This is a genomic window from Streptomyces sp. NPDC048278 (assembly GCF_040652195.1).
Taxonomy (GTDB): Bacteria; Actinomycetota; Actinomycetes; order Streptomycetales; family Streptomycetaceae; genus Streptomyces.
In genome coordinates this window covers 379,061-405,015 of the sequence record NZ_JBEZLP010000005.1, presented here as the reverse complement: position 1 = coordinate 405,015, position 25,955 = coordinate 379,061, and the positions used below count along the sequence as shown (strand labels likewise).

30 protein-coding genes and 1 pseudogene are annotated in these 25,955 nt (G+C 69.9%); 4 read left to right on the top strand and 27 right to left on the bottom strand.

The annotated features are described in order from the left end of the window. Positions 1-102: 102 nt before the first annotated feature. The 3 genes from AB0D74_RS12585 to AB0D74_RS12575 form a co-directional block, all read right to left on the bottom strand. Complete coding sequence (locus AB0D74_RS12585; RefSeq protein ID WP_362584024.1) at positions 103-399, bottom strand: esterase; 297 nt, start codon at positions 397-399, stop codon at positions 103-105. A 119-nt stretch (positions 400-518) separates the two neighbouring features. Then, complete coding sequence (locus AB0D74_RS12580; protein ID WP_362584021.1) at positions 519-743, bottom strand: hypothetical protein; 225 nt, start codon at positions 741-743, stop codon at positions 519-521. 53 nt (positions 744-796) lie between these two features. After that, positions 797-1,069: a DUF317 domain-containing protein gene (locus AB0D74_RS12575; RefSeq protein WP_362584018.1), complete on the bottom strand. Its 273-nt coding sequence runs from the start codon at positions 1,067-1,069 to the stop codon at positions 797-799. 330 nt (positions 1,070-1,399) lie between these two features. Here AB0D74_RS12575 and AB0D74_RS12570 point away from each other — a divergent pair, with 330 nt between their 5' ends. From AB0D74_RS12570 to AB0D74_RS12560, 3 genes are all read left to right on the top strand, one after another. Beyond that, positions 1,400-1,555 (top strand): hypothetical protein, encoded by a 156-nt coding sequence (locus tag AB0D74_RS12570; RefSeq protein ID WP_362584015.1) that lies wholly within the window; start codon positions 1,400-1,402, stop codon positions 1,553-1,555. A 121-nt stretch (positions 1,556-1,676) separates the two neighbouring features. Then, positions 1,677-1,934: a hypothetical protein gene (locus AB0D74_RS12565; RefSeq protein WP_362584012.1), complete on the top strand. Its 258-nt coding sequence runs from the start codon at positions 1,677-1,679 to the stop codon at positions 1,932-1,934. Next, positions 1,931-2,311 (top strand): helix-turn-helix domain-containing protein, encoded by a 381-nt coding sequence (locus tag AB0D74_RS12560; RefSeq protein ID WP_362584009.1) that lies wholly within the window; start codon positions 1,931-1,933, stop codon positions 2,309-2,311. Before AB0D74_RS12565 ends, AB0D74_RS12560 begins: the two co-directional genes overlap by 4 nt. Positions 2,312-2,667: 356 nt before the next feature. On the opposite strand, the gene AB0D74_RS12555 is transcribed toward AB0D74_RS12560, so the two are convergent. The 23 genes and pseudogenes from AB0D74_RS12555 to AB0D74_RS12445 all read right to left on the bottom strand — a co-directional run bounded on the left by AB0D74_RS12555 (position 2,668) and on the right by AB0D74_RS12445 (position 23,340). Further along, positions 2,668-3,312, bottom strand: a complete 645-nt coding sequence (locus AB0D74_RS12555; RefSeq protein ID WP_362584006.1) for a DUF317 domain-containing protein — start codon at positions 3,310-3,312, stop codon at positions 2,668-2,670. A 30-nt stretch (positions 3,313-3,342) separates the two neighbouring features. After that, positions 3,343-4,065, bottom strand: coding sequence for a DUF317 domain-containing protein (locus AB0D74_RS12550; RefSeq protein ID WP_362584003.1), 723 nt, complete (start codon positions 4,063-4,065; stop codon positions 3,343-3,345). A 231-nt stretch (positions 4,066-4,296) separates the two neighbouring features. Further along, positions 4,297-5,103, bottom strand: a complete 807-nt coding sequence (locus AB0D74_RS12545; protein WP_362584000.1) for a winged helix-turn-helix transcriptional regulator — start codon at positions 5,101-5,103, stop codon at positions 4,297-4,299. A 36-nt stretch (positions 5,104-5,139) separates the two neighbouring features. Then, positions 5,140-5,607 (bottom strand): hypothetical protein, encoded by a 468-nt coding sequence (locus tag AB0D74_RS12540; protein WP_362583997.1) that lies wholly within the window; start codon positions 5,605-5,607, stop codon positions 5,140-5,142. Beyond that, a complete protein-coding gene (locus AB0D74_RS12535) occupies positions 5,604-6,410 on the bottom strand; it encodes a hypothetical protein (protein WP_362583994.1) in 807 nt (268 codons plus the stop codon). Before AB0D74_RS12535 ends, AB0D74_RS12540 begins: the two co-directional genes overlap by 4 nt. A gap of 1 nt (position 6,411) precedes the next feature. Beyond that, the gene (locus tag AB0D74_RS12530) at positions 6,412-7,032 is read right to left on the bottom strand and encodes a DUF4913 domain-containing protein (RefSeq protein WP_362583991.1); all 621 of its coding nucleotides are present in this window, start codon (positions 7,030-7,032) and stop codon (positions 6,412-6,414) included. Positions 7,033-7,126: 94 nt separating this feature from the next. Then, positions 7,127-8,053, bottom strand: a complete 927-nt coding sequence (locus tag AB0D74_RS12525) for a DNA cytosine methyltransferase (protein ID WP_362584241.1) — start codon at positions 8,051-8,053, stop codon at positions 7,127-7,129. Between the two features lie 106 nt (positions 8,054-8,159). Further along, positions 8,160-8,333 (bottom strand): annotated as a pseudogene (locus AB0D74_RS12520) (DNA methyltransferase); the annotation flags it as partial. Continuing rightward, complete coding sequence (locus AB0D74_RS12515; RefSeq protein WP_362583988.1) at positions 8,323-8,925, bottom strand: hypothetical protein; 603 nt, start codon at positions 8,923-8,925, stop codon at positions 8,323-8,325. The pseudogene AB0D74_RS12520 and the gene AB0D74_RS12515, both read right to left, overlap by 11 nt. Beyond that, positions 8,922-10,103: a DnaB-like helicase N-terminal domain-containing protein gene (locus AB0D74_RS12510; RefSeq protein WP_362583985.1), complete on the bottom strand. Its 1,182-nt coding sequence runs from the start codon at positions 10,101-10,103 to the stop codon at positions 8,922-8,924. Before AB0D74_RS12510 ends, AB0D74_RS12515 begins: the two co-directional genes overlap by 4 nt. Before the next feature lie 345 nt (positions 10,104-10,448). Beyond that, positions 10,449-12,242, bottom strand: coding sequence for a TraM recognition domain-containing protein (locus tag AB0D74_RS12505; RefSeq protein WP_362583982.1), 1,794 nt, complete (start codon positions 12,240-12,242; stop codon positions 10,449-10,451). A 75-nt stretch (positions 12,243-12,317) separates the two neighbouring features. Further along, on the bottom strand, positions 12,318-13,031 hold the full coding sequence (locus tag AB0D74_RS12500) for a hypothetical protein (RefSeq protein WP_362583978.1): 714 nt from the start codon (positions 13,029-13,031) through the stop codon (positions 12,318-12,320). 18 nt (positions 13,032-13,049) lie between these two features. Continuing rightward, entirely contained in the window at positions 13,050-13,547 is a 498-nt protein-coding gene (locus AB0D74_RS12495) for a hypothetical protein (RefSeq protein WP_362583975.1), read from the bottom strand. A gap of 32 nt (positions 13,548-13,579) precedes the next feature. Then, entirely contained in the window at positions 13,580-14,356 is a 777-nt protein-coding gene (locus AB0D74_RS12490) for a hypothetical protein (RefSeq protein WP_362583973.1), read from the bottom strand. Positions 14,357-14,383: 27 nt separating this feature from the next. Next, positions 14,384-15,100, bottom strand: a complete 717-nt coding sequence (locus AB0D74_RS12485) for a hypothetical protein (protein WP_362583970.1) — start codon at positions 15,098-15,100, stop codon at positions 14,384-14,386. An 85-nt stretch (positions 15,101-15,185) separates the two neighbouring features. Further along, entirely contained in the window at positions 15,186-15,860 is a 675-nt protein-coding gene (locus tag AB0D74_RS12480; protein WP_362583967.1) for a hypothetical protein, read from the bottom strand. 261 nt (positions 15,861-16,121) lie between these two features. Continuing rightward, positions 16,122-17,636, bottom strand: a complete 1,515-nt coding sequence (locus AB0D74_RS12475; RefSeq protein ID WP_362583964.1) for an ATP-binding protein — start codon at positions 17,634-17,636, stop codon at positions 16,122-16,124. Positions 17,637-17,656: 20 nt separating this feature from the next. Beyond that, positions 17,657-18,112, bottom strand: a complete 456-nt coding sequence (locus AB0D74_RS12470; RefSeq protein WP_362583961.1) for a DUF6238 family protein — start codon at positions 18,110-18,112, stop codon at positions 17,657-17,659. Between the two features lie 43 nt (positions 18,113-18,155). Continuing rightward, entirely contained in the window at positions 18,156-19,625 is a 1,470-nt protein-coding gene (locus tag AB0D74_RS12465; RefSeq protein ID WP_362583959.1) for an SCO6880 family protein, read from the bottom strand. A 106-nt stretch (positions 19,626-19,731) separates the two neighbouring features. Then, positions 19,732-21,114, bottom strand: coding sequence for an ATP-binding protein (locus tag AB0D74_RS12460; protein ID WP_362583956.1), 1,383 nt, complete (start codon positions 21,112-21,114; stop codon positions 19,732-19,734). Positions 21,115-21,145: 31 nt separating this feature from the next. Next, positions 21,146-21,832: a hypothetical protein gene (locus AB0D74_RS12455; RefSeq protein ID WP_362583953.1), complete on the bottom strand. Its 687-nt coding sequence runs from the start codon at positions 21,830-21,832 to the stop codon at positions 21,146-21,148. Then, the gene (locus tag AB0D74_RS12450) at positions 21,832-22,131 is read right to left on the bottom strand and encodes a DUF6112 family protein (RefSeq protein ID WP_362584238.1); all 300 of its coding nucleotides are present in this window, start codon (positions 22,129-22,131) and stop codon (positions 21,832-21,834) included. Before AB0D74_RS12450 ends, AB0D74_RS12455 begins: the two co-directional genes overlap by 1 nt. 84 nt (positions 22,132-22,215) lie before the next feature. After that, positions 22,216-23,340: a C40 family peptidase gene (locus tag AB0D74_RS12445; protein WP_362583950.1), complete on the bottom strand. Its 1,125-nt coding sequence runs from the start codon at positions 23,338-23,340 to the stop codon at positions 22,216-22,218. 651 nt (positions 23,341-23,991) lie between these two features. Between AB0D74_RS12445 and AB0D74_RS12440 the strand changes: the two genes are divergently transcribed. Then, a complete protein-coding gene (locus AB0D74_RS12440) occupies positions 23,992-24,741 on the top strand; it encodes a site-specific DNA-methyltransferase (RefSeq protein WP_362583947.1) in 750 nt (249 codons plus the stop codon). A gap of 94 nt (positions 24,742-24,835) precedes the next feature. Here the strand turns inward: AB0D74_RS12440 and AB0D74_RS12435 are convergent, their stop codons facing one another. Continuing rightward, on the bottom strand, positions 24,836-25,777 hold the full coding sequence (locus tag AB0D74_RS12435) for a DUF5655 domain-containing protein (RefSeq protein ID WP_362583944.1): 942 nt from the start codon (positions 25,775-25,777) through the stop codon (positions 24,836-24,838). Positions 25,778-25,955: the final 178 nt, after the last annotated feature.

Sequence of the window (25,955 nt, the reverse complement as noted above, 5' to 3'; positions counted from 1 at the left end):
ACACCCGTCGTCGCCTTCGAGACCGGGGATGGCGTTGCCGCCCGTCAGCAGAGGGGTGCCCCGGCTCTCGGGGCACCCCTCTTCGTTCGAAGTGTGTGATCGTCAGTTGGTGGCCAGGTGGTTGGCGAGGTGCAGCGCGTCGGTGGCCACGGACAGCGCGGAGTGAAGGCCTTTGACCTCGTGGAGGGTGGGGTGTACGACGGGGATCCAGTCGCCGTGAAGTGCCGGCCACCTGGCGAGTAGGACCTCCGCCGAGGCCAGACCGAGGCGAGCGGTCACGTCCGTTCCGGCCCCCGGGCCGGGCTCCCAGCTGAGCAGGATCGAACCGGGTTCGAGTCGGCGGGGTTCCAGGTCGGATATCCACACCGTGTGGATCGTCTGGGCGGGGTGCGGAGGCACGCGGCGGAGGAGGGCACCACGTACGGATCGTGGCATGGGACTCTGGGCGACGTCACGGAGGACCATGCGGCACGAGGAGCTGACCGGTGGAACAGCGGGCTGCATACGGGGGTGGCAGCTCATACGCCGGACCAGTCCAGCTCGGTGCGGACAGCGGGTGGCAGCACGTCCTCCTGGCCGTCCTCGGCGATGTAGACGGCTCCGTTCGATCCGGTGACCTCCACGATGCGGCCGATGCGGTGGGCATAGGGCCAGTCGGGATTGATGGCGAAGTACGTGGGCAGTTCGGGGTCGAAGGCCTGGAGCTGACGGACCAGCTGGCCAACGGTGATCTTGTGGGGCAAGACGGTCTCCTGGGCGTCGGTGGGGCAGGACGGCGGTTTCTGGCAGACGGGTGTCACACGCAGGTACAGCAGCGGGTGGGGCAGATGACCAGAGCGGTGAGGAACCCGGCGACGGCCTGTGCCGGGGTGTCCGACCCGAAGGTCTGGCGCCAGGCCGTGGTGCCGTCCTCGTCAGCGACATGGATGTGCCACAGCTCGCCGTGTGCCGCCTCCCGGCTTTCGGGGAGGAAGCCCACGTACACGCGTCGGTCGGGGCTGGAGCAGTGGACGTTACAGTCCAGGTCGACGACGACATCCCATCCCTGGCCCTTGAGAAGGTCGGTCACAGGTTGGGCGCAGTGGCATTCGAGAAGCCACTCACGCTCGCCGAGGGCGGGCGGAGGAAGTTCTGCGAGAGGCTGGAACGGGGTGGTGGCGGTGAGCGTCACGAACAGAGAACCCTTCGTTGACCTGCGGTTTTTCCGGTCTCCCGTACGTTGACATGGTCTTGGATGGGGTCTCCAGTCGTTGCCCGAGGTGTGCGTCTGCCGTGGGCGAACTGGCCGCAGCCACGACGATCGATGTCCGGCCAATGCGGAATGAACCGGCCGCCGTTTCGGCTGGTGCGGGAGCGACCGTTCACGGAGGTGAGTGAAGGAAGCGAGGGAGGAGCTGGTTTGGGCAGTGAGGAGATCCGTGTCCGTGACGAGGCTGTCGACGATGCCGAAGCGGCATCGTTGGGCCGGTCTCGGATGGCTGATGGGCGGCGGATCGAGCTGAGCGTCGAGGAACTGGTACGGCTGGTGGATGCCGAGGCCGACGGACCGCTCTGAGCCCGCGCGGAGGATCGGGGCCCCTGGTCCGCTCGAACGCACGATTCGCACATCTCCTGCGCGCCTTGCCGGACCCTCTGTCGGGCGATGCACTTGACCGTGTACGAAGGCGGGAGGCGTGATGACCGAGGAAGAGCGCCATGCGATCCTCACCCCGGCAGAGATCGCGGATGCCCGTGCGCAGGCCGACCGTGCGATCCGCACTGTGGGCATTCCCCCTGAGCTGATCGCCCAGCTCAGACCGATCCTCGCCCCCGTCGCTGAACGCGTCGAGGCAGAGCAAGCTGAGCGTGAACGGGCGGCCACAACGGGGGCGCGGCATGATGACTCGCGAACACCTCACCGAGCCCGGTCGTACGGAACGGGCGCAGGCCAATGACGCCTGAGGAACGGGAGGCGTACATCCGGAGCCTCGTGGACAGCGCGCCGTTGCCACCCCCGGAGGACGTTGATCGGCTGCGCGCCCTGCTCCGGCTGTGGGAGCGGCCCCTCGCCGAGCGAACCGCTCAGGCGCAGGTCACCGCGAGTGACGTCGATGACGGCCGCTCGACGTCCACAGACGGCCCGACTCTCGACCAGGTGCGCTCCTGGCCCGCCACGGTGAGCGTCCCCAAGGCCGCGACCGCGCTCGGCGTCTCAAGGAGCTACCTCCACGAGCTGATCAGAAGAGGTGAGGCGCCGGTCGAACTCGTGCCCTTCGGAGGCCGTCGCCGTGTGATCACTGCTTCTCTGGTGCGTCTGCTTGAAGGCGACTGATCGGTGGAGGGATATGCACCGCAGGCTTTTGGTTGAGCCTGCTGGTGACGGGTCATGGCGGCCGGAGCCGGATTTCCGTCGGTCAGGGTACTGGTTCGAAGGTCGAACAGGTTGTTGGGCCCGTGGCTTTCCCCTCTGCGGCGCTCATCGACGCCGAGATGAACGAACCGGGGGTATGGCGCCGGGGCCGGGTGGCGATGCCATGGCAGGGGCGTGCGCGGTGGCCGTTGGAACGGTGGTGCGAGCGCGGGCCGCAGAAGCGCGCCGGACGTCCAGCGGAGTCGGCGTGGGAGGCCGGACGGGAGCGATACGAGCAGCTCCTCGGTTTCGGGCGGGGACGTCGCGGGTGTACCGGATCACAGGGTTGGGTCGGCGAGGCGGGCGGTCGTGGAAGCGATCAGATGGGCGGGCGTACAGGAGGAGAAGGAGGCGTACCAGCGGGAGATGTATCCGTCCTGGCCTCCCCAGAGAACCCATCGGGCCGAGTCCTGCCGGAGTTCGGTCTCGGGGGCGAGTGGTCGGCGGGAGTAGCTCAGCCCGGCAAGTCGGTCGGGCGCGGTGCAGAGGGTCTCGGCTCGCAGGACCTCGCGCTTCCAGCCTGCATCGCTCAGTGGCCGGAGGACCTCGTCGGCTCCGTGGGCTGTGCCGGCCACACAGGACTGCGGGTTCTTCGCGTAGCTGTTGGCGAGGGCTGTGGTGAAGGCGGTGACCAACTCGATGGGCGTCGGCATGTCGAAGGTGGCCGTCCAGCGCGGGGGACCGAAGGGGTCGGTGTGGACGGTGACCTTCCAGAGGGTGTGGTCCGGTCCTTCGGGCAGGTAGCCGAGTCGGATGCCCTGCCCTGGTGACGAGAGGTACACGTTGGACTCCTCGTCGTGGTGCAGGGCGAAGCCTTGAGCGAGGAGTGGGGCAAGGGCGGGGTCGCCGGTGAAGTCGGAGGTGGGGCCGGCGAGGTAGACGGGGGAGACACGGACGTCTTGGACGGGGGTGCGATTGGGCACGGTGGGACTCCGGGACTCAGGGACGACGCGCTATCGCTGGCGCCGGGATCCGGCGTGCGGAGAGAACGTGGCGGGCGCGGTTGTGGCTGGAGACATGGGCGCGGCGCGGTGTTGCGAGCTGCGGGCGAGGGCTGCTGCGGCGCGCGGGGCAAGCGCGGCGGGCTTCGGATGGGTGATCGACACCAGGGTGCGATGACGGTCCGGGACATGGTCCGGCGCGCGCAGCACGGGAGTGGGGTCCGTGAACGCAGCTGTCGACGCCGCGATCAGGTGCTGCGGGGTGTACCGGCTGAAGAACGCCCGCCAGGACGGCGTGAACACGGGGTCGGGGCCGGCGGACATGCGCCACGTCGACTTCTCGGGGCTGATCAGCTCGTCGTACTCGTGGAGCCAGCCATCCCGCATGTGGTATGCGGCGTACCCGTCGGGTGAGACCAGGCGGAACGGCCGGGAGCCGTGTACCGGTTCCCAGCTGTGGCGTGCGGCCAGCGAGGCAGGGCTGGTGCCGGTGTGGCGCGGGCCGCCGCTGAGGTAGTCGGCGAAGTTGTTGTGCAGTCCGTCGACGAGGGTGCCGGTGAACGCGGCGACGATCTCGCTGGGGGCGTTCCGGTCGAACGTGGTGATCCAGTCCGGAACACCGAGTGGGTCCTCGGCGTACGAGACGGTCCACCCGCCGTAGTAGCCCTCGACCGCGTTGGCTACGCGTACGCGCTGACATGGGCTGGTGAAGTACGTGTCGGTGCCGAACGCCACGTTCTTGGTCCAACCAGACGCGTTCTCAAGGGTGTTGAAGACTGTCAGGTTCGAGCCGGGCCGGCGAGATAGCTGGGGCTGACCAGGACGTCGGTGCCCTGGCTGAGGGTGTGGGGATCCTTGGGCATGAGGAGTTCTCCGATGGGGCGGTGCGCGGGCGCCCACGCGGCTTGTGTGCTGTGTCGCGCGGGCGCCGTGGATGTGCTGGGGTCTGGCTGCGGTCATGAGGGATCACCTGGTCCGTGACGGGCGGGAGAGTTCCGTGAGGTTCATCGGGACGCGCGTCTGCGGGACGGGGGCGTGCGAGAACATTCCGGGGGTGAGTGCGGGGCTGCGCCGTACTGCAGCGGTCGCTCGCGCCGTGTCGGCCGCTGAATGAGCAGTCGTCCGTCGCTCGACTCCGCTGGGCGACGGGGCGGATTCGCTGTCGCGGGCGAGTGTGGCGAGTTCCGCGTACACCGGCGTGAGTGCCTGGGCGGCGGGCGTGAGGGCGTACTCCGCTCCGCGCCCGGAGAAGGGGCTGGTGCGGGTGATGAGTCCGTCGGTCTGGAGTTGCTGTACGCGGTGGTGGAGGGATCCTGTGGCCAGTCCGGCCGTGGCGCCCAGCTCACTGCTGGGGAGCGGACCGTGCTGTTCGAGAGCCTCAAGGACCGCGATCGTGCCTTTGCCGCTCAGTCGGCGTAGCGCGTCCTCCGTGCGTTCCGCGTCGGCGAGCACCGGCCGCTGGTCGGTGAACTGGACGTGATGCCAGGCGGCGAGCGCGCGGAGAGCGTGCTGCGCGTTACCGCCGAGCGGTGAGAGGCCGTAGATCCCGTGTTGGGGCCGCTCCAACAGGTAGCTCGCTTCCAATCGGCGTACGACCCGTGCCATGGCCTGGATTCCGACCCACGGTAGTGCGGAGTTGATGTCCCCGAGACGCATGGGGCCGTGCTGTTGGACCGTTTGCAGGGTCCAGGTGGTCCACCGAGGAGAGAGCCTGACGATGGCCGAGGCGATGAACTCTGTGGGTGCTTCCGCCGAGATGGTGGAGTCGGGCATGGGTGCGCTCCGTGTGTCGGTGTGTGAAGGGGAGGGTTACCGGGCGCGGAGGGAACGTAGCGGCGTGGCGGCCGTCGTTGTCGTCTGCGCCGCGGGAGCCGGGTGCCCGCTGCCGCTGTGTGGGGAGCGGGCCCTGGCGGCCTGCGCCCGGCGCCCCAGGGCGGAGGTGTCGGCGGCTTCCCGTTCGCGCTCCAGCCTGAAGGCCGCGGCGCGGTAGGCAGCGTGGTCCTGGCGTTCGCCGACGGCCAGGAGGTAGATCTCCCGCTTGTGCTGCGAGGACGCGGGGGCGTCGCGGTACTGGATGACCAGGCGCCATCGGGTCTCCGGGTCGACGTAGACCTTGTGACAGCCGGCGAGTTCGCGTTGCAGGGCGGCTCCGCGTTCGTTGCCGTGGACCAGGTGCTGCAGTTCGAGGAGGGCGAGGTCGCGGATGGTCTCCGGCACGGCGCGCAGGTCGGCGAGGGCCTCGGGGTGCGCGGCGAAGGCGTACCGCGCCCGGCTCACGGCGTGCCTCCACGACGGCGCGACGGAGCAGGCCCCGCTGCTCGTGATGGGGCAGCGGGCGCCGGAGCCACGGCAACGTCGGCGCCCGCAGAGGTGGAGCGAGCGCGGGCGGCTGCCGCCCGGCGATCGGCCGTACCGGGTGGAGCGGGAGCCAGGGGGAGCGGCGAGTCCCGCTCCACGGCCCACCTGTCCGCCTCGTCGGCGTTGGCGAACGCGCCCTCCCGCACGGTGTAGGAGCGCAGGTCCTTGGCCGTCTCTTCGAGGAAGAGCCGGTAGGGGGTGTCCGCGGAGTCGGGATGGGCGTCGTACAGGAGAGTGCGCACCTCGACACCGGAATCGAAGGAGCAGGCGTTGTCGGTGTAGTGGTCCAGGACCTCGTACCGGTTGCCGGGGTTGGTCCTGAGCAGGTCCTCCAGGCGCCTGGTGAGCGCGTCGGCGGGGCGGGGCCCGTGACGGTCGGACACCTCGGCGGCTTCCGTCGGACAGCCCCGGCCGATCAGCCAGTTCTGCGCCAGGGGGACGACTGGGTGGCGCTCGGAGGCGAAGGCGAAGGTGCGCTGTTCGACGTCCCGAGTGATGTGCAGCGAGAGGTACTCCGCTGTCCCGGGGATGTCCCAGATGGCGGCCCGGTCGTACAGCAGGAGGTAGCTGTCGTGGCCGTCGGTGCTGTGGTGGTCGGTGAGGGTGACGAACAGGTCGTCCGTGAGCGTGACGGAGGAGAAGTCCTCCTCGATTCGCCCGCTGGCGGCCTCGAAGCCGTCGATCCGGTACTCGGGCACGGGGGGCTCGTAGGTGTCGGCCATCTCAGACTCCGGCGGGCTCGGGCGCGGCCAGCAGCCGGTGGTGGGGGCGGCTCGCGCTCGTCGTGCATGCGCCGAACGGCCCGTCCGGGGTGCGGAGCTGGAGCAGTGCCGGATCGAGGTGGTCACGGTGCCACGTCGAGGGGCCGGTGAGTCCGGCCTGGACATCGGTGAGCTGCTGCCAGGCGAGCCAGAGCGCGTGCAGCCGGGCGACGGCCTCGGGGTGTTCCTGCCACTGCCGGCACCACGGGCGGCCGGTGGTGATCTCCCGGCCGTAGACCGGCAGGAGCAGGTTGTGCACCCAGTTCGTCAGCGCGGCCAACTCCTTGGCGTACGCCTTGGGGGCGAGCGCCAGGATGAAGACGGAGGCTGGCTCCTCCGTCGTGGCGGCACTCGGATCGCCGGCCGTTGGAGACGAGGGCGGAGTCGTCTCTCCGGCGCGTTCGACAGCGCTCTGTTCGCCGTCCTCGGGGGACGGCTGCTCGTCGGTGGTGAGCCGGGCGAGCGTTTCGCCTTGCTTGCGGCTCTCCGCGACGAGTCGGGTGACCGTGGCGACGAGGTCGTCCAGGTCGTGGTCCGGTATTCGTATCGGACCGCTCTCGTGATCGGATTCGGGTTCGGACATGGCTACCCCTGTGCGAGATCTGGTGGGTGGGGTGCCGAGGTTCCGCGGAATCCGGGGTTTGGCCCGGCCGGACATCTCGTGTAGACGGCGCTGCTCAACGCGGCGTCCGGTGACGGCATACGAAACGTGGCGGCGCCAGGATCCGCAGTGCTTGGGAGGCCTGCTGTGGCACGACTCCGTTGCCCAGAGCGGTCAGTTGGGCAGGGCGACCCAGCCCTGGGGTGTCGGTCACCCAGCCCGGGGCGAGGCCCTGCATCCACTCCACGAACCGGGGGCTCAGGCGGCCCGCGTCATCGGTCGGGGGTGGTGCGGGACGAGTGGCTGTCTCCCATCGGGCGATGGCGGTGGCGTACGGTCCCCAGGCCCCGGCTTGTCCGTCGTCGGTGTCGGCTCGGCGAACAGCGGGAGTTCCACGACCTGCGGTGGAGGCCGGAAGGCTGCTCCCGGTCGACGATCCGGTGTGCTGACATCGCGCGCCCGGGGCGTCCGACGCAGCCGTGCCGCGGCCGAAGGCAAGGTCGAGTCCCCGTTGCCATGACGCTGGTTCGGTGAGCCCTTGGTGCCGTCCGACGCCTTCGGGGTGGGCAGGAGCCACTCCACTTCGTCCGCCAGATTCGGGCCGTGGCCGCCCTGCTTGCGTTTGACCGGATGCTGGCTGCCGCCGTTGGTCGCCAGGTTGCTGGTCGGGGTCTTCAACAACGGCGGTCCGGTCGGAGGGCCAGGCGGCGAGGAAGATCCGCTCGCGGCGGTGCGGGGCTCCGACGTCAGCGGCGCGTAGCACGCACCAGCGCGCATCGAACCGGAGGTCGGCCAGGGAGCCGAGTACGGCACCGAGTGCGCGCACAGCAGGCTGACCTGCGGTGTCTCCCAGACACCACGGGCAGAGTTCCACGTCGCCAGGGGAACCGGCGGGCGCGGAGAGGAGCCCGCGGACATTCTCGATCACCACCAGACAGGGGTTGAGGGCTTCGATGGCGCGCACGACGTGATGCCAGAGCCCGGAACGGGTGCCTTCGGCCAGTCCGGCGCGGCGGCCGGCGACGGAGACGTCTTTGACAGGGGAACCCGGCCGTCAGGACGCAGACCTCGGGGACGTCGGCCCAGTTCAGGGTGGTGATGTCGCCGAGGTTGGGCACGGTGGGCCAGTGCCGGGACAGGATCCGGGATGCGCCCGGGTCGACCTCGGAGTGCCAGGCGAGCGTGCCTCCGAGGGTGGCCTGGACGCCGAGGTCCAGGCCGCCGTAGCCGGAGCACAGGCTCCCGATCGACGGCCACGGCGCCGTCGGTGGGTCAGCGTGCATGGCGGGACGCCGGCATGTAGGCGAGACGGGTCGGCCCGGTCGCGGGGAGTTCGCTCGGGACGCGGTAGATCGAGTTGGATAGACGTGCCGAGCGGCTCAGTGCGGCGAGGACACGGGGCGGGGTGCTGTCGATGTGGTCGGCATCGCGCCGCAGACCGAGGAAGGTCTCCTGGAGTGAGTCCACGGTGAGATCCAGTCGGTCCTGTGCGACGTCGAACGCGGACTGACGGGCATCGCGCATGTCCGCTGACGATGGGGCTTCCGCGTACCTGCGTGAGAATCCGAGCTGCTCGAAGGCCTCGGTGTAACTGTTCATGGCGCGTCCCGCCGACGCGGACGCGCTGGTGTAGGCGGCGATGACCGGGCCGAAGTCGAGGCCAGGGTCGGTGTCGGTGGCGCGGAAGAGGACCTCGTCGGACAGGTCCTTCACCAGTCCCGCGAGTGCCGTGAGGTGATGAGAAGCGGTGACAAGGTCGGGCAGAGAGCGCTGCGTGTACGACCGGACGATCTCGGAGCGCAGTTGCTCGAACTCGTGGGCGACCGCGTACAGTTCGTCCTTCTCCAGGCCCGCGCGGCCGGTGTGGTCGGTCATGACGGACTCCGATGAGTGGGGCGGGAAGGAAGCGCGGTGCAGGGGGCCGCGACCGGCGTCACGGAAGCCGTGGCGTCTGCGAGGCGGCTGCGGGCGCGGGCGGCATCGATCCTGGCCGCGGGTGGAGGCGCACCTCGTGGGCCGCCCGGACGGACCGGATCGGACTCGCCCGCAGAGGCGGTGCGCCAGCGACGGCGGACGTCGTCGAGCGGTCCGAGTGCGTGGAGGGCGTATCCGATCAGCCGTCCCGGAGCCAGGGACTCGGTGTCGGCCAGCGCCCGTACCTGCCGGGCCGCCGCGGTGGCCGTTCGTACGAGGGATGCCTGGACGACACGTTCGCCGAAGTACTCGGCGGCGCCGGAGAAGGCCAGCGGGTCGCAGATCCTCAGGACGCGTTCGGCGTCGAGGGTCCCGTCGGCCAGCGCACCCCGGCGTTGGGTCTCCCACAGCACGGTGAGCTGGTCGATCGGTTCACCGCGGTGGTGCAGCGCGCCCAGAGAGCGGTAGATGTGCCGGTGTCCGGTATCGGCGAAGTCGACCGGGTGGAGCCATCCGACGACGTCGAGGAGTTGGTCGGGCCGGACGCTGAGACAGCCGAGGAGGAACTCCTCGTCGGCCAGGACCTTCTCGTCCACCGGCTGTCGCTGGGGGACCGGCGACTCACTCGCCGCGGGCGGCGGCAGAGGACGCGGCTCGGTGCCCCAGCGGTGGGCGAGGTCGGTGAGGACCTCGGACAGGATCTGGGCGTGGTGGATCGTCTCCTCGACTTCACCGCGGATTCCGTCGGCACGGGCGGCCTGGTGGAGGCGGATGGCGTGCTGGGCCACGCTGCGGTGGATGGCGCCTTCGAGGACCATCCGTCCGTAGACCGGGGCGTGCACGGGAGTCGGGCACGCTGCGACAAGTGCGTGCGCGTGCGATGCGGTCAGTCCGCGGGTGCGGGTACTGGCCTCTCGCACCGTGTCGGTCAGCCAGGCCAGCGGCACAGGCTCGCCGGCGTTCGCTGTTGCGGCGGGGTGGCCCTCGGCGTGGAGCCTGAGCATTGCGGCGTACAGAGCCTGGTGCGCTGGGCGGTAGAAGTGGTCCGGTCGCAGCCAGGGTGAGAGATGGTCGAGCTGGCCCGGATCGAGGAAGACCGCGCCCAGGACCGCCTGTTCGGCCTGCACGAGCGGCGTCATGACGCCACCTCGCCAGCTGTCTCGCGCTGGGTGCGCAGCCGCGCCACGGCGCGCTCGGCAGCAGCCAAGTCGAAGGCAAACAAGTCCAGTTGACTGGCGAAGGCGGGATCTGATGCGGGCAGCGATCCAGTCGGGGAGACGAGCCACCAGTTACCGTCACGGCATACGAGGGGAGTGCCGGCGAGTCGCTCGGCGGGGCGGACGGACACCCAGGTCGGCGGTACAGGGGGAGGCAGCGGTACAGGGTGAGACATCGAGCACCTCAGTCAGCAGAGGAACGAGAAGCGGCTGGACGGGGGCGTGGGCCCGGCCGTCTCGTGGCGACGCGGTGCTCTACCGGGGCGGTCATGCGGCCGGGCCGAAGTCGTCGCGGTGCAGGTGCTTGGCCAGCGCCCGTTCGGTGATGGCCGCGGTCGCTTCGGCGGAGGCGGCGCCCAAGCGGTCGGAGTCTGGTTCGCGGTACCAGGGCTTGAGGTCAAGCAGCGCCGGGCGGACGCCTGTGGCCAGCAGGAGTGCGGAGCCCTTGGGCAGGGCGCGGATCGCGTCGGCCGGCAGCACGCGCTGCTGGCGCATGGAGACCGACGTCGACTTGCCCGACTCGCTGGTGGACACGGAGACGGTGCGTACGTCGTGGTCGCCGACGAGGCGCGAGAGCTTGTCGGCGAAGTCGGCGTCGTCGATGCCGGAGCCGACCAGCTTGATGGTCGCGGCGGACCACAGCGCGTCCATGCCGGCCTCGCCCCAGACCCGTACGCCCTGCCGGTAGGACTGCAGGATCGTGATCGGGATGACGCCCCGGGAGCCGAGATGGGAGTAGAGGTCGGGCAGGTCCGCGATCTTGCAGACGTTGGCGGCCTCGTCGAGGATCGCGAGCAGCGGGGCATCGAGGCGCCCGCCGTCGCGTTCGGCCTGGAGGACGGCCGCGCGCATCACCGCGTCGGCGGCAGCGGCGATGATCGCCGAGGCGGAGCCGCCGCCGTCCTTGGACAGCAGGAACAGGGTGTCCTTGCTGGTCGCGAACTCCTGCGGCTTGAACTCCCGTACCTTGGCGAGGCCGTTGGGCGACGTGACCCAGGCGGCGATGCCCGGATCGAGGAGACAGCTGGCGTACTGCCGGGCGGTCTCGAAAATGCCGTCACGGGTCTCGACGGCACCGGCCACGGTGCCCTGGAGCTGGGCGGCGACGCCGTCGAGACCGGAGTCCTGCAGAAGGTCGATGGGGGTGCGATCGGCCGGTGAGGCGAGCCAGGCCAGTACGTCGGTGATCGGACGGCCGTCGCGCGCGGCGGCCAGGAACAGCGCGGTCAGGGTGTTGGCCGCGGCCGTGGACCAGAAGTCGCCCGCGCTCGACTCGTCCACGGAAGCGGTCACGAAGTGGCCGGCCAACCGCCGGGCCCCGGCGAGATCGTGGGCATCGGCGAGGACGTCCCACCACACGGTCTGCGGGGCGTGGGCGATCTGCTGTGGGTCCAGTGTCCACACCGTGCCGACCTGGGCGCGCTCGTCGAGCGTGGCCGTGAAGGCGTCGCGGGCGGCCTTGTTGGAGGTCAGCAGCACCGGGCCGGGGGCGCGCAGGATCGCGGGTATCGCCAGGCCGGACGTCTTTCCGGACCGGGGCGCCATGATCGCGAGAAGAACGTCCTCCCAGGAGGAACGGACCTCGGCAGAGCCCGGCTTCAGTGTGCCGAGCAGCACACCGCGGTCGTCCGGCTCCACGTCCTTGGGCTTGGTGCCCTTCAGACTGGGGCGCAGGTCGATCGCCTTGGCGGCGATCTTCTTGGGCAGCAGGTCGGCCAGGTCTCGCTGGCCAGCCAGCCCGCTGGGGCTACGGCGAAGGCGCAACCAGAGCCGGGCGCCGAGAACGGCCGCGGCGGTGAGCGCGGCGGCGGGCAGCAGATAGCAGCCGGTGACGGCGGCGGACTGAGGCAGGTGCGGCCAGACCTGCCGGTGGTGCAGGAGCGCGTTGGTCGGCTGGAAGGCGGCCCACGGGTCGGAGCCGACGGCGGCGTTGGCGAAATTACCGAACAGCCAGGACAGTGAGCCTCCCGCCATACCGAGACCGGCGATGCCGATCAGGAGGTAGAGGAGGAAGTCGGTGCCGGTGGTGGTCGAGGGCGTGCTGGTACGCGGCGATGACAAAGCGGGATCCAGAGGGGTGCGAACCTACGGGTGGCGGCGGAGCGACGAGGTGTTCTGGAGGCCATGGGCAGGCTCCTAGCGGGTGCGGCGGCGGGTAGGGGAGTCAGGCGTGGGAGGCCCTGCGGCGGTGGGTTCGTCGGATACTCCTGTGGCTGGCGTGGCGCCGCGGGTGGGAGCCGACGCGTAGTAGCGGGCGACGCCCTCCTGCCAGCTCCGCTTCGGTGGAGGGCCGAGATCCCGCATCCGGCCGCTGGCCGCGTGCAGGTCGGTGCCGAGATCCCTGACCGTCACCGCGGCGTCCTCAAAGAGGTGTGACAGCTCCCATCCGCCGTCCGTATCAACCGAGTTGGCCTGCACGGCGGCGGCCTCGAAGAAGTCGCCGAGACGTACGAGGACGCCGTCGTCCGGATCCAGGATCTCGTCCACGACGTCAGCCGCCGCCTCGTAGGTGGCAGCGCCGTTCAGGTGGTCGACAAGCGTGAGCATGCTGTGCCCGATGCCCCGAACTCCAGCAGGATCGGTGGGCGTGGTGACCCGGACGGAGTCCAGGCAGGGATCGAGATCGACGCCATACCCGACGGCCGTCAGCATCCGGGCCGCATGGGTGGCCAGCTGGTTCTCCCGCTCTTCACCCAGGTCCCAGGGCAGCCGATACCAGAAGGAGCGCGGCGTGGTCTCTATGACGAAGCCGGCGCGCTTGAGAAGAGTTATGGCCAGCTCGTCGCCGCCTTCGGCAACGACGTTCCCGTCCGGCTCGCGGGTGATGACCACATCGGGTGTGGTGGACATGGAGGCCCCCGGGCCGGTCTAGAAGTGCGGGTTCTCGGTCGGCCGGTCGCTCGTGGCGGCGGCTTCCAGCAGCTCGGGCAGGTCGGCCGGGTCGGCGTCTCGTTGATCGAGCCACCACCCCGCACGAGTCACGGGCCGTATGGCCTCCTCGATGTCCTCCCACGCCGCCTCGCTGGTGGTGCCTTCCAGGACAAGGGCGGCGTAGGCGGCGGAAACGAGCTGGTAGCGGCAGCGGGTGCCCCAGGCGACCGCGCGGTCGGTGCCGTCCAGTGGGGGCATCCGGTACCGGGCCGACCATTCCTCGGCCTCGGTCTGCTCGTCGGCCCGCTTCTTCGCCAGCCACTCGGCCTTGGACCCGGTGTCCTCGCCTCGGGCGGCACGCCAACAGTCAGCACACTCGCGCTCGGTGAGCCACCGGGCGTAGCCGGCGCGCCGGTCGGCGGGGCGGTCGGAGAGATCGGCCTGGGAGGTGTGTCCGCAGGCATGGTTGATGGTCCAGGACTTCTTGACGGCCATGAGCTGTGGCTCCTTGCGGATCGAGCGCGGGATCAGCGCGAACGGCGGGCGTTGGGAGCGGTGGCTCGGGAGGTGACCGCTTCGCCCGGCGGCGCGGGGCGAGTGGCGGCGGTCGGGAGATTGGGGGAGGACGCCAAGGCCGCGCGGGAGCGTGCGGTGTGCGTGACGGCCGGGATCTCGTACCGGGCGGGGAGCGGCACCTCGGCCAGGGGCGGGGCGTCGGCCGGAGTCACGTCCGGCATGACAGCCAGGTCGAGCTGGGCGTCGACGAGCTGGTCGCCGAGGAACGCCACGTGATGGGCGATGGTGCGCAGGTGCTGGCTCAGCTCACGGCCGTTGGGAGTGTCGAGCCGCGAGCACCAGGCGGCGGCCGTGTCGATGAACTCCTCCAAGTCGCCGACGACACCGTGGTGTTCGTCGAGGACCTGCTCCAGCACGTCGGCGACATCGGCCGAGCGACGCAGCTCGTGGAGTTCGCCGGTCAGTGCGGTCAGCGACTGGCCGGGCAGTGCCTGACGTACGGCGACCCCGTCCGGCGTGGGGATGGGTGGCGGCACCATGAGGCGAGGGTCGGCGGCGACAGAGAGGCCGGCCTCCTGGAACTCGCGGCTGACACGGGCCACGGTCCGCACCGCGGTGTTGTGCGGAGTGCCTCCGGGCAGCAGGTAGAGATCGAGGGTGCTGCTGTGACGGAAGTGGTGCTTGCGCAGGACCTCGTCGAGGAACGGGCGGTCATCTGTGACGGCTGCGGCGACCCCGAGATTGGGATGAACGCCGAAGGCGACGTCGGGTTCGAGATGCAGATTCATGGCGGAGGTTTCCTTCGGCTCGGGCATTCAGCGGGCACGCGCCGGCTGCTGGGCGGCGACGGGTAGGCGGTAGGCGACTGCAACGTCGGGTGGCCGTGGCACCGAGGCGCCCGCGCGGGCCGGGGAGATGGTGACGGCGGCCTGGGCCCGGCGTTGCTGGGTCGACGGAGTCGGATCGGGGCGTCCGTTCCCGCGGATGTAGGAGAAGGCGTCGAACGCGAGGGTCGTGCTGTCCAGCCGGGACTCGACGTACCGCAGGTCGCCCTCGCCGTGCAGCAGCACGCCCTCGCGGGTGCGCATGTCGGTGCCGACCGCCCGCAGCGTGCCGTCGGGATCGCGTACCTGGTCGTGCACGACGATCCGGGCGGCCCGGATGTCGGCATCGAGCGCGCGGGCGGAAGCGAAGACCACGTCCTTGTCGCCGAGGGCTTTCGGCACAGGGTCGCTCTCCCGCGGGTCGTGGAGACTTCGGTCGCGGTGGAGTCGGGTGGAGGGCTGTAGGTCGTACGAGGCGTCGGCGGTGACGCTGTATCGCGCGGCGCGCAAGGACTGGACAGCCTGCTGTCCGCGCCGGGCCAGATCGTGCGTCGGCCCTGTGAGCGCGTACAGGTGGCTGCCGGACAGCTGATCGAAGCCGACCCGCCGCAGCATGTGGTCGACGGCGTGGTTGTCGTGCGATGTCGCTGCCACTACGCCGTACTGGTCGTGGTGGGTGACGGTGATGTGCGGAGGTGTTTCCGCCACGAGAGGTGCACCTCGCAGTGGTCGGGGCCGTGTGGAGGACGAGGATGCGGTCCGAAGCCGGATTTGGTGGGGCCGGGAATCCCCGCTAGCGGGATCGGGTCGGACGCTCGTGCCTGGGGGCGTTGAGCGGCGGGGCCGCGGTGGACACCGTCGTCACGTGTGCGCTCTGGCGGATCGCGTGCGGGGACCGGGCGTGGGCCGCCTGGGACTGCGCGGACCGTTCTGCCCCATCCTGTCGGCCGCGCAGGGCTTGTTCGGCCCGCGCGATCTCGACGAGAGCCTCGCCGTTCTCCGTCCAGGTCAGGGCGTAGTGCCAGGCCTCGGCATTGCGCTCGGCGACAGCCCTCGCGAAGGCAGCCTCGGCGCGAGGATGATCAGGCAAAAGCGCACCCGTAACGGCTTCGAAGTCTGCCTGAACCCGCGCGCCACCCTCCAAGGCCTCACGCAGCATCCGAAGCCGGTATGCCCAGCGTCCATCCATCCGATCACCAGGAGCGAGGAGCGGGAGTGTCTCCTCGGCGTTGGTGACGAGGGCAGGGCCGTGGTCGAGGAAGGGGGCGAACTGCGTCCACATGGCCGCGTCTCGTTGCTGCTGACGCAGGTCGTAACGCTCGTCGAGGGGCCAGTGGTCGGCGTCGCACAGGCTGTCCGAGACGGCATCCCACTCGGCCAGGACGCGCTCTCCGGCGGCCACGGCCGCCGCGAGTCCCTCGATCAGTGCCTGCCGCACGGCCGGGTCGGCCGGTGACGGTTCAGCCATGCCGGACACCCGACTCGGTGCACGGCGCGATTCGCCGGGATTCATCATGTGCGGCAAACGGGCCTGTGGCCAGGGGAATGTGGCTGTGAGCGGCGTTGACCGAGGTTGCGTTGATGTAGCGCCGCACGAGTTGGTTCACCACACGGCGGATCTTGTAATGCAGAGACACGGACACGGACTTCCTCTGTGAAAGTGGGGGAGAGGGGACCGAAGGGGAGCCGGAGCGCGGCATCGACTCCCCCTCACTGACGATGAGGGGGATCAAGGACCAGTGATCTTGGCCATTCGGGCGTCCGTGTCGAACAACTCGCGCTCACGCGGGTGCAGAAGATGTTGAGTAATGAACGACCTGCCTGCGACCTTCCACAGTCCGCGCCCTTTGGTGAGCGCGGATACGGCCTGGGTCTCGACGCCGGTGAGACCCAACAGAGATGCGGCTGAGGCGAGTTGGTCGGCTTCCTGGCGGTAGATGATCCGGGTGGAGCAGTCGGTGAGCAGGCCCTCGGCCAGGGCGCGTCCCCGGGAGCCGGCGTCGCCTGCGGTGAGGAGGTCGCTGAGGCGGTGGATGACCATCATGTTGGCGATGCCGAGGCCGCGGGAGAGTTTCCACTGGCTCTGCATCCGCTCCAGCAGAGCGACATGTCGCATCACGCGCCAGGCCTCGTCATAGATCACCCAGCGCCGTCCCCCGGAGGGGTCGGCGAGCGCGGACTCCATCCAGGCGGAGGCACAGGTCATCGCCAGGACGAGCGCGGTGTCGTCGCCTGCGCCACCGAGGCGGGACAGGTCGATGGACAGCATCGGCGCGCTCGGGTCGAAAGCCACGGTGCTCGGTGCGTCGAACATGCCAGCGAGGTCGCCGTGCACGAGGCGCCGTAGGGCGTGGGCGAGGTCCTCGGCGGCGTGCCCGAGTCGGCCGGACAGCTCGCCGAGCGCGGCATCGAGGCGCTCGGGGGAGCCGAGGACGTGGGCGACCTCGCCCAGCAGGGGCGTGGTGCCGTTGGCCTCGGCGTAGGCGACGACCTGGTCGAGCGCCACGTCAAGGGCGGTGTGCTCCATGGGGTGCAGCTCGCGTCCCAGGACCGTCTTCGCGAGCGAGCCGAGCAGGAGGAGGCGCCGCTTGCGGACCTCGGTGGTCCAGTCCTCCTCGCTGACGTCGTGTGGCCGGGCGGGCGCGTCCAAGGGGTTCAGGCGCCCCGGCATGCCCGGGCCGAGCGCGATGGTCTGCCCGCCCAACTCCTGGGCGACAACAGTCCACTCGCCCTTCGGGTCGCATGGCACGTAGATTCGGTAGCCGAAGGCCACGGCGCGCACTGCGAGGGACTTGGCCAGGGCGGACTTGCCCATGCCGATGATCCCGGCCAGCAGGATGTTGGGATTGGTGAAGCCGTCGAGACGCCCGTACAGGGCGAACGGGTCGTACGTGAAGGCCGCCTCCGCGTGCACGTCACGGCCGATGTAGATGCCCTGCGCGCCGAGACCGCCCTCCGCGAGAAAGGGATAGGCCCCCGACGCGGTGGCCGTCGTCATCCGGTGGGCGGGCAGCTTGAGACGGCTACTGCGAGCGGAGGCCGGCCCGGGACGGCCAGCGGCCGGGTAGGTGGCCCGCAACTCGGGGTCGAGCCCAGGCGCGGTCGGGCGGGCTGCGGGGCGCGCGACGTGCCGGGCCTGGTCCCGGGCGGCGGCGAACTGATGACGGGCGGTGCGCGCCGTACGGCGGTCGCTCTTGCGGGGGACGAAGAGCTGGCTGGCGCTGGCGCGGGTACGAGAGGCCATGCGGGTGGTGCTCCTGATGGTCAGTGGCGGGTGAGGCCGGTGAAGGGGTCGCGCAGATCGGCCGGGGTGTGGTCATGGCGGACGCGGGCGGCGGTGGCCAGGTGGCGCTGGCACACGGTGAGTTCGGGCGTCCCCTCGGGCCGCCGGGCCCGACATGCCTCCCGGGTCGGAAGGCGGCCGGAGCCGGGGTGTGGGGCGGTGTGGAAGGCGGCGTGGAGGTGCTCGGCTGCCTGCCACAGCCGGATTCGGCACGCCCGCAGGTGGTCACCCTCCGCCCTGGCCACCGGGGTGGTGCGGGCGGTGTGGGCGTCGAGCAGCCCGTACAGCGCGACGACGTGGGCGTGCAGGGAGTCGAGTTCGGCACGGCCGGCGGCGACCGGGGCGACCGGCATGTTGATCGCCTGGTGGAAGTCGAGCGCGGCGGTGGCGAACGGGACGAAGTCCGGAGCCAGTTCGGGCAGGGGCTCGGTCGGCATGGGGGTGCCCTTCGGTAGAGCGCGAGTTGGTGGTGCGGGTGCGCTACGGGCGGGCGAGCGGCAGGGCGGCGTTGGTGAAGGCCTCGGCCTGCTGCCAGGTCAGAAGGCGCAGGTCGACGAGGGCGGCGACGGCGGCTGTCTCGATCGCGGCGCAGGCGGCGTTGAGCTGCTCGTCGGTGTCGGCGCTCACGGTGAGTAGGCCGGTGAGGGCGACATCGGCGTGGCCGGCGATCAGCTGGCGCTCGCGCTGCTTGATGTCGGCGTACTCGACTGAGTCCTCCTCGGAGTCGACCTGTCCCTTGCGCTGCCGCTCGGCGGCGTCCGCGATCACGGTGGCCTTGCGGCGCTGCACGTCCTTGAGCGCGGAATCCAGGCCCTTGGGCTCGTAGGTCAGCGACAGTGTGCGGCGCACGCCGGAGGTGAACAGGAGCTGGTGCAGGAAGCCCGGCGAGGTCTCGATGCGGGGCCAGTTCTCGATCCAGAACGTGGCGTGGTGGGCCGAGTCGGTCTGGATCCGGTCGGCCTTCTCGACCAGGACGACGGGGCCGGAGGCAGCGGGCTCGGCCTGCGGGCGGCCCGAGGCCGACCACTGGTCCAGCGCGGCGGATGCCTTCGGGTCGTACGCGGTACGGATCACGGCGGCGATCTCGGACGCGTTCAGCCAGCCGCTGGGCGTGAGACCGGAGTTGCGGGCGGCCTGGTCGAAGGTGGCGGTGAGCTGGGCCAGGACCGCGAAGCCGCCGGTGAGTCCCCCGCCAGCCTGGTTGATCAGTCGGCGGGCGGCCTTGAGGTCGAGGGCGAGCGCGACGTACGCCTCGTGCGGGGCCGCGGCCGGGCCGGCAGCGGTCAGCAGGTCGCGGTAGATCGGTCCGGCGAGGTGGGTCGCCTCATCGCCGTGCTCGTGCCAGTAGCGGTTGAGCGCGTCGCCGGAGTCGGGCACCGTGCGCTCCAGGACCTGGACCCGGGCGATGTGCCCGGTGCGCGACAGCGCCGCCAGTGTGCGCCCCCAACCTGCGACATTGCTGGCCTGGGTGGCCGGGTCGAGCAGCGCGAAGGCGCGCGAGGAGACCTTGACGACCGCGGTGAGCGTGCCGTGGTGCGGATCATGCACCGCGCCGAAGCGGCCGTGCGGGGCGGTGACCACGCGCAGGGACGCCGCCGTGCCCGGGAGATGGAGCAGGCCCTCGCGGCGCGGTCGGGTGGACGGCCGGGCGAGCCAGACCAGCTGGCCGCGGAAGCGACGGAGCGCGTACCCCACGGCGATGGGCGCCCAGTCGGCGAGGGACCGTCCGCGATGGCGGACGAACACCGCCGCCAGAACGACCACCCACAGCGGGATGAGCTTGAGCGCCCCGGTGACGCCGGAAGTGAGCAGTACCGCGAGCAGCAGCAGTCCGGTGAGGGCGACGACGGTCAGCTGGGGAGCCGACAGACCGAGCAGGACACCGCGCCGCGAGCGATGCGGGAACTTCACGGTGGCCGGGCCGTCAGGCTGAGAGGTGTCGGAGAGCATGGCGAAGCCGTCCTTGGAACGTGGAGAGCAAGAAAGAGAAGGGGAGAAGTCGGGGTGGGCGGCGTCGGAGACGACAGGTGCCGCCCGCCCCGTAGCAAGGCGAGGGCTACGAGCCAGATCCCCCCGGCGACTCGGGGTAGACCCACCGCTGAGGCGTGGCACCACCCTGCGGCGAAGGACCGCTCACCGGTCCTGGACGCCGGGGTGCCGGCGGATCCAGGTGCGTGATGCGCGGCTGCGTCACCGCCGCGCCCTGGGGCGTCGGCCCGGAGGAGACCGGAGCCGCGTCGGCCGCCGCCTCCTGGCCGGGCCGCTGGATCAGCGGCTGCCCGCGGTCACCGTCGCTGGGAGGCCGCCGGATCAGCGCCCGGCCCTTGTCGCCGGTGGCGTTCGGGTCCTCACCGAAGCGGAAGTGGGTCTGCTTCGGCTGGTCGCCGTCGGTCGACCCGCCGGTCGGGTCAATACCGGAGGCGACACCGCCCCAGCCCTGGCCCGGAACCTTCGACGGGCCCTGCGGAGCCCGCATACCGGTGCCGGCCTGCATTGCGAGCTGGCCCGCCGTCTTCGCCGCACCGGCAGCCACCGCGACACCGGCGACCCCCGAACGGTGCAGGTCGTCTTGGCCGCCGCCGTCGGCCGCCCAGTGCACGAACTTGTAAGTGGCGTAGGGGCACAGCATCACCAGAACCATGACGACGATGCCCGCCATGGCGTCGGACAAGGCGGCGAGCCCGTCGGAGGCGTCGCTCTTGCCCATGGCCGAGACGCCCAGTAGGAACACGATCGTCATCAGCAGCTTGCTGACGATCAGAGTCGTGGTCGCCTCGATCCACCCGCGCCTCCAGCGCCGCGCGACTTCCCAGCCGCCGCCGGCGCCAGCGAACACCGCCAGCGTCACCAGGACCAGGATGCCGACCTTCCGGGCGACCATCACCGCCCAATACAGGAACGCGCCGATGGCACATCCCAGGCCGACCATGGCGGGTATCGCCCAGCCCAACTCGTACATCGGACCGAGATCGTTGACCTCGATGACGCGGCGGATCGCGTCGTCGACCGACGTGTCCGCCGCCTGGAACAACCCGGCGGACAGCGCGTCGACCACGGTCAGCGTGACGGTGGTGCACGCGATCGCGGCGAACGCGAACAGGACACCCGCCACCGTCCCCGTCACCGCCTGCGCGAGAGCGCGCTCGTCACGGCGCCAGGCGGCCCGCATCAACTGCAGACAGAACGTGCCGACGGTCAGCACGAGACCGATGGGCATAAGCAACTCGTAATTGCCGCGGAACCACTCGGCGTTGAGATCGACAGCCGTGGTCTTGTCGACCGCCGTCGAGGCGAGGTCCGCGGAGGACTGGGCCAGCTCGCCCATCGACTTGGCGATCCAGGCGCCGATGCCATCGGTGATCGCCTCGCCGGTCGAACCGACGACGCCGCCGACGGTGTCGCACACCGCGCTCATCAGGGGAAGGTCACAAGCCCCCATGAGGGCACCTCCTTAAGGGAATTGGGGGCGATCAGGGCGCGACGCTCGGCAGCACGCCGACCAGGGCACAGGCTTTGTCGGGGCGGCACTGCACGGCGAGCGTCGTGGAGCGGGACTCGGCCCCGGAACCGGAGCCCTTCCAGGCGATGGACTGCTTGCCGGTGACCGTCACGGCGTAGACGTACGCCTCTGTGATCGCGCCGGGATCCTGCGCCAGGGCCGTCTTGAACGCCTGAGGGAAGTGGCCCTCGCCGACCTTCGCAGTCGCGTGCTGGCGGTTGTCGTGCATCCGCGACCACAGCACCGGGCCGGGAACCTGGTCGGAGACGGACTCCCAGTCGTCGTACTTCTTCTCGCCGGTCATCCACCGCTTGAGCCCGGCGACGTGCTCGGCCCGGGAAACGGAACGGGTGTCGTACGTCCACAGCACCTTGGTGGCCGCCTTGGCGAAGACGATCGGATCGCTCGTCTTGGGCGGTGCCGCACCCGCCGCACGCCCGCTGGGGGTTGCCGTCGGCGAGGCGGGCCGCTGCGTGGATGCCGGAGTCGGGGAGGGCTTAGCCGAGGCCGGGCTCTCCGCGCGGGTCAAATACGCGAGGAGCCCGGCGACTGCCAGCAGTACGGCCAGGACGATGCCACCCAACAGGGCACGTCGCAGGACCGAGGACGGCGCCCCGTAGGTGCGCTCCTGGGCGAAGAGGGAATGTTTCCTCGACATCAGTGGACCTGCGTCCCCATCGCCGAGAAGAACGCGACGATGCCGTTGGCCGCGCCCAGCAGCAGCGCGCACCCGGCGGCGATGACCGTGCCCTTCTTCCCGTTCGCCTCGGCCTGGTGGCCACCGCTGTGGTGACCCCACGCCCAGACCATTGCCGAGATGGCGAGGGCGCCGACCACCGCGACGATCCCGAAGAGGTTGATCGAGGAGACGACGTCCTTCAGCACGCTGAGGCCGGGAAGACCGCCCTCCTTCGGCGTGATGCCGGGGTTGTACGCCAGGTACTGGGCGTGATGCATGAGCTTCACTTGGAACTCCAGTGCGATTTTGGGCGCGCGAGGGCCCGGGGGGAGATGGAGCGAGGGAGGGGGAGAAGTGGCCGGTCAGACGATCCGGCGGGCGGCGACGATGTCTGCACGCCAGTCGGCGAGGGTCGAGATCCTGACCACGTCGCCGGTGTGCGGGGCCTGCAGGATCAACCCCTGGCCAATGAACATCCCGACGTGTTCCGGCACCGCGGCCGTGCCCCGGGTGAACAGGAGGTCACCCGGCCGGAGGGCATCGACGCTGACCGCCTTGCCCTCCTTGACCTGCGTGTACGTGGTCCGGGAGATCGAGATGCCGCCGGCCTTGTACGACGCCTGCATCAAGGACGAGCAGTCGCACCGGCCCATCGGGTCCTGGCCGTGGGGAGCGGAACACGTACCGCCCCACTGATACGGCGTACCGAGCTGACCGAGGCCCCAACGGATGGCCGTACGAATGGACTTGGGCGCGCTGGCCGGGACCTCGTAGCCCTCGGGCACTGGCCCCGCGGGAATCGAGCCGAAGGAGGACCCGTCGTCGCCGGCGCCGCACACGGCAGCTGCCGAGGAGGTCGGCTGTTCGGCCGCATCGCCGGTGTCGCTGTCCGTGCTCGAACTCCCCACCATGCCACGCGACTTTGCGATGGCCTTCTGGATGGCCGTAGCCAGCGGCTCCCACTTCGCGTACGCGTCGCGGTAACCGCTCTTCTGGACCGCCTGCGCGGCCTGGGTGATGGTCATCGACTGCCAGCCCTTGACCTTGAGCAGGCCCTCGTAGAATTTCGTGGAGGCGTGCACAGGATCACGAACTTCAGTAGGCGTGCCCCAACCCTGGCTGGGGCGCTGCTGGAAGAGGCCGAGCGAATCCCGATCGCCGTAATCCAGGTTCCGCAGCCCCGACTCCTGCAGAGCCGTGGCCAGGGCAACGATCTGCCCCCGAGCCGGCACCTTCATCGCGATGCCGGTGGCCTGGATCGTCTCGGCATTCGGAATCTGCTCCTCGGGGTCATCCAGCCCCGAAACAGACACGGACCCCTTGTCGTCGCCCTTGAGGATCGACTTCACCAGCTTCGCGACCGCCGCGCTGTCCACAGCCTGTGCACCGTCTGCGGAACAAGCGGCCTGAGCACGGCTGGAACCAGCGAGAGCGACGGCGACCGGCGCTATCAACAACGTCGGGCAGAGCGCCACGGCCCCAGCCATGGCTACGACCTTCTTCACGGACGACGGCCGAACGCCGAACCGTAGGACGGAGAACTGGGCCCTGGGGAGGGATGCGCCTCGGCACGCTGCATCGGCAGCTCCTTACTCGTAGACAGCGCGGCGCAGGCGTTCTCGTCGAAAAGGCCACCGGCACCACGCCGGTCATGAATTCGCCATCCCTGAGGGAGGCAGGGGAACCAGGGCCGGGAGCTGATAAGTCCCGGTCGCTGGCTCCTTGCTTACTGAAAAGCGGCAGCCAGCCGCGCTCGTAATCTCACTCTCCACATGGGGAGTTCCCTTCGCCGATAGGGAGTCGGTCGGTGGGGTGTCCGGCGGTGCTGTCCCTTGGACGGGACAGCACGCATTGACACAGGTCAGCAGGGGCGGAGCCAGGTCCCGTCCTGCGAACACGGCGAGACTGTAGGGACGAAATCCGGCCGCACCAAACGGCTTGTGCCTCGGGCGGTTTCGGGGAGCTGAGTCGAAGGCCGCCTCATTGGGTGCGGCCGGAATTCGGCGTTAACCTCCGGCGCATTGATCGCCACGGCGGCTGCTTCCGCAGTTCCGCGGAGCGATCCATGCCGACGTACGCAGCCCTCCGTACGCGGAGAAACAGGCGCACGACAGCCCCCTGGAAGAGAGAACCGCGCAATGCCGTACACCCTGCACCGAGGCGACGCGCTGACCGCCCTCGCCGGCATCCCTGACAACAGCGTCGATGCCGTGATCACCGATCCGCCCTACAACAGCGGCGGCCGAACCAGCGGCGAGCGCACCGGCCGCTCCGCGCGCGCCAAGTACACCTCGGCCGACGCCGAGCATGACCTCGCCAACTTCCCCGGAGAGAACCGAGACCAGCGCTCGTACGGCTTCTGGCTCACCCTCCTGCTCACCGAGTCCTATCGCGCGACCGTCGAGTCCGGCAGCGCGCTCGTCTTCACCGACTGGCGTCAGCTGCCGACGACGACGGACGCGCTCCAGGCCGCTGGGTGGACCTGGCGGGGGATCGCTTCGTGGCACAAGCCGGTCTCCCGCCCGCAGAAGGGCCGACTCAAGCAGTCGTGCGAGTACATCGTGTGGGGAACCAAGGGCCCCGTCGATGCCAACCGCAACCCTGTCTACCTCCCGGGTCTCTACACCGCGAGTCAGCCCCGGAAGAGCCGGGTGCACATCACGCAGAAGCCCGTGGAAGTGATGCAGGAGCTGGTGAAGATCTGCCCGCCGGGTGGAACGGTCCTCGACCCCTTCGCTGGCTCCGGGACCACCGGCGTCGCCGCCTTGCGTGAGGGGCGCCAGTTCATCGGCGTCGAACTCTCCGATCACTATGCGGGCATCGCAGAAGAGCGCCTCCGCAGCGCCCTGTCCCAGGACGACTTCGAGCTGGCGGGCCCAGAGGAATGAGATCGAGCCCTGCCGGACCACCCCGTTTGACGGCATGCCGAACGTGGCGGTTGCGCTGGGGGACTCCACGGCACAACCGCCAGCGGCAGCCGGATCAACGGCCTTCGACGCTGCGCCAGATGAGTTCGGCCGCCCTTGCCAGGTCCTCCTGGGATCGGATCCGGACCTCCAAAGAACCCGTCCCCAGACAACCGATCTTGCGCACGTCACGGGCGAAACCCTCGACCAATGAGACAGTGCCGGGATCGATCGCAAGTCGGACCACGAGGGTGTGGCTGCGAGGTTGGAAGCGGACGGTCGCGATGTTCTTGATCCGCCGGTAGGCGATGTAGTGGAGTTGGAACTCCTTCTGTACATCAGCATGGGAGATCAGCATGGCGTCGAGGTCGGCGTATAGGTCCCGAAGTGACTGAGGCGACTCGTCGTAGTGCTGCCGGACCGACTTGGCCGTCGATATGCCCCCCCTAGGACCCTTCGACGGCGCAATAGGGTTCGCCCGGGTGATTGGAGTCCGGGAGAGTGCCGTGGATCCAGTCACGGAGGCGACCAACTGCAGAGCCAGTAGGCCCTCGCCGAAGTCCCGGTAGCTCACGAGATCGATTCGGCGGCCGATCTCGTCCAGCGCGTTCGTATCGTGCGCCGTGAAGTCCTCTGCGATGCACACCAGGCGCGGATTGCTCCAGTCGACCGTGCCAGCCGTCTCGTCGCCGAGCCGCTCCTTCACCAGGCTCTCGAACTCGTGTCGGTGGTCCCGCAGCCAAGACAGATACGACAGTGCCTGAGTGATCACCGTCTTGCCGTTCGAACGCTTGTACTCAATGATCACAGGGTTGCTGTTCTCGTCCAGGCCTAGCGAGTCGACGCGCCCGCGGTGCCGCGAACCTGTGCTGTATTCAGATGCCAGGAACCGGATTCCGAGCATCGCTTCCATATTCCGCTCGATCAACGTCTGCAGGTGTCGCTCCAGCGCCACTGCGGTGCCAGGGATCTTGACGGCCTGGCCATCAGTGACGCGGAACAACGTCAGATCGTTCATCGGTCTCAGCCGCCCCCTCGCAGTCAGTCAGTGTCCTGAACAGGCCAATCGATCAGCCTCGGCATGTATTCCAGGTCTGTCCACGGCGACTGAGCTGGCACACGAAACCCGCCTCAACGTTCCGGCCGGTCCACCAATCGTGGATGCGGGCGTGGTACAGCCGCTCACGGCGCAGAAT

Coding starts and splice junctions, on each gene's coding strand:
- AB0D74_RS12435 (WP_362583944.1), bottom strand. CDS start 25,777: ATGAACGATCTGACGTTGTTCCGCGTCACTGATGGCCAGGCCGTCAAG.
- AB0D74_RS12500 (WP_362583978.1), bottom strand. CDS start 13,031: ATGTCCACCACACCCGATGTGGTCATCACCCGCGAGCCGGACGGGAAC.
- AB0D74_RS12515 (WP_362583988.1), bottom strand. CDS start 8,925: ATGACCGACCACACCGGCCGCGCGGGCCTGGAGAAGGACGAACTGTAC.
- AB0D74_RS12470 (WP_362583961.1), bottom strand. CDS start 18,112: ATGCCGACCGAGCCCCTGCCCGAACTGGCTCCGGACTTCGTCCCGTTC.
- AB0D74_RS12545 (WP_362584000.1), bottom strand. CDS start 5,103: ATGCCCGACTCCACCATCTCGGCGGAAGCACCCACAGAGTTCATCGCC.
- AB0D74_RS12490 (WP_362583973.1), bottom strand. CDS start 14,356: ATGAATCTGCATCTCGAACCCGACGTCGCCTTCGGCGTTCATCCCAAT.
- AB0D74_RS12495 (WP_362583975.1), bottom strand. CDS start 13,547: ATGGCCGTCAAGAAGTCCTGGACCATCAACCATGCCTGCGGACACACC.
- AB0D74_RS12565 (WP_362584012.1), top strand. CDS start 1,677: ATGACCGAGGAAGAGCGCCATGCGATCCTCACCCCGGCAGAGATCGCG.
- AB0D74_RS12450 (WP_362584238.1), bottom strand. CDS start 22,131: ATGCATCACGCCCAGTACCTGGCGTACAACCCCGGCATCACGCCGAAG.
- AB0D74_RS12465 (WP_362583959.1), bottom strand. CDS start 19,625: ATGCTCTCCGACACCTCTCAGCCTGACGGCCCGGCCACCGTGAAGTTC.
- AB0D74_RS12455 (WP_362583953.1), bottom strand. CDS start 21,832: ATGTCGAGGAAACATTCCCTCTTCGCCCAGGAGCGCACCTACGGGGCG.
- AB0D74_RS12475 (WP_362583964.1), bottom strand. CDS start 17,636: ATGGCCTCTCGTACCCGCGCCAGCGCCAGCCAGCTCTTCGTCCCCCGC.
- AB0D74_RS12445 (WP_362583950.1), bottom strand. CDS start 23,340: ATGGCTGGGGCCGTGGCGCTCTGCCCGACGTTGTTGATAGCGCCGGTC.
- AB0D74_RS12560 (WP_362584009.1), top strand. CDS start 1,931: ATGACGCCTGAGGAACGGGAGGCGTACATCCGGAGCCTCGTGGACAGC.
- AB0D74_RS12535 (WP_362583994.1), bottom strand. CDS start 6,410: ATGGCCGACACCTACGAGCCCCCCGTGCCCGAGTACCGGATCGACGGC.
- AB0D74_RS12510 (WP_362583985.1), bottom strand. CDS start 10,103: ATGACGCCGCTCGTGCAGGCCGAACAGGCGGTCCTGGGCGCGGTCTTC.
- AB0D74_RS12530 (WP_362583991.1), bottom strand. CDS start 7,032: ATGTCCGAACCCGAATCCGATCACGAGAGCGGTCCGATACGAATACCG.
- AB0D74_RS12440 (WP_362583947.1), top strand. CDS start 23,992: ATGCCGTACACCCTGCACCGAGGCGACGCGCTGACCGCCCTCGCCGGC.
- AB0D74_RS12460 (WP_362583956.1), bottom strand. CDS start 21,114: ATGGGGGCTTGTGACCTTCCCCTGATGAGCGCGGTGTGCGACACCGTC.
- AB0D74_RS12480 (WP_362583967.1), bottom strand. CDS start 15,860: ATGGCTGAACCGTCACCGGCCGACCCGGCCGTGCGGCAGGCACTGATC.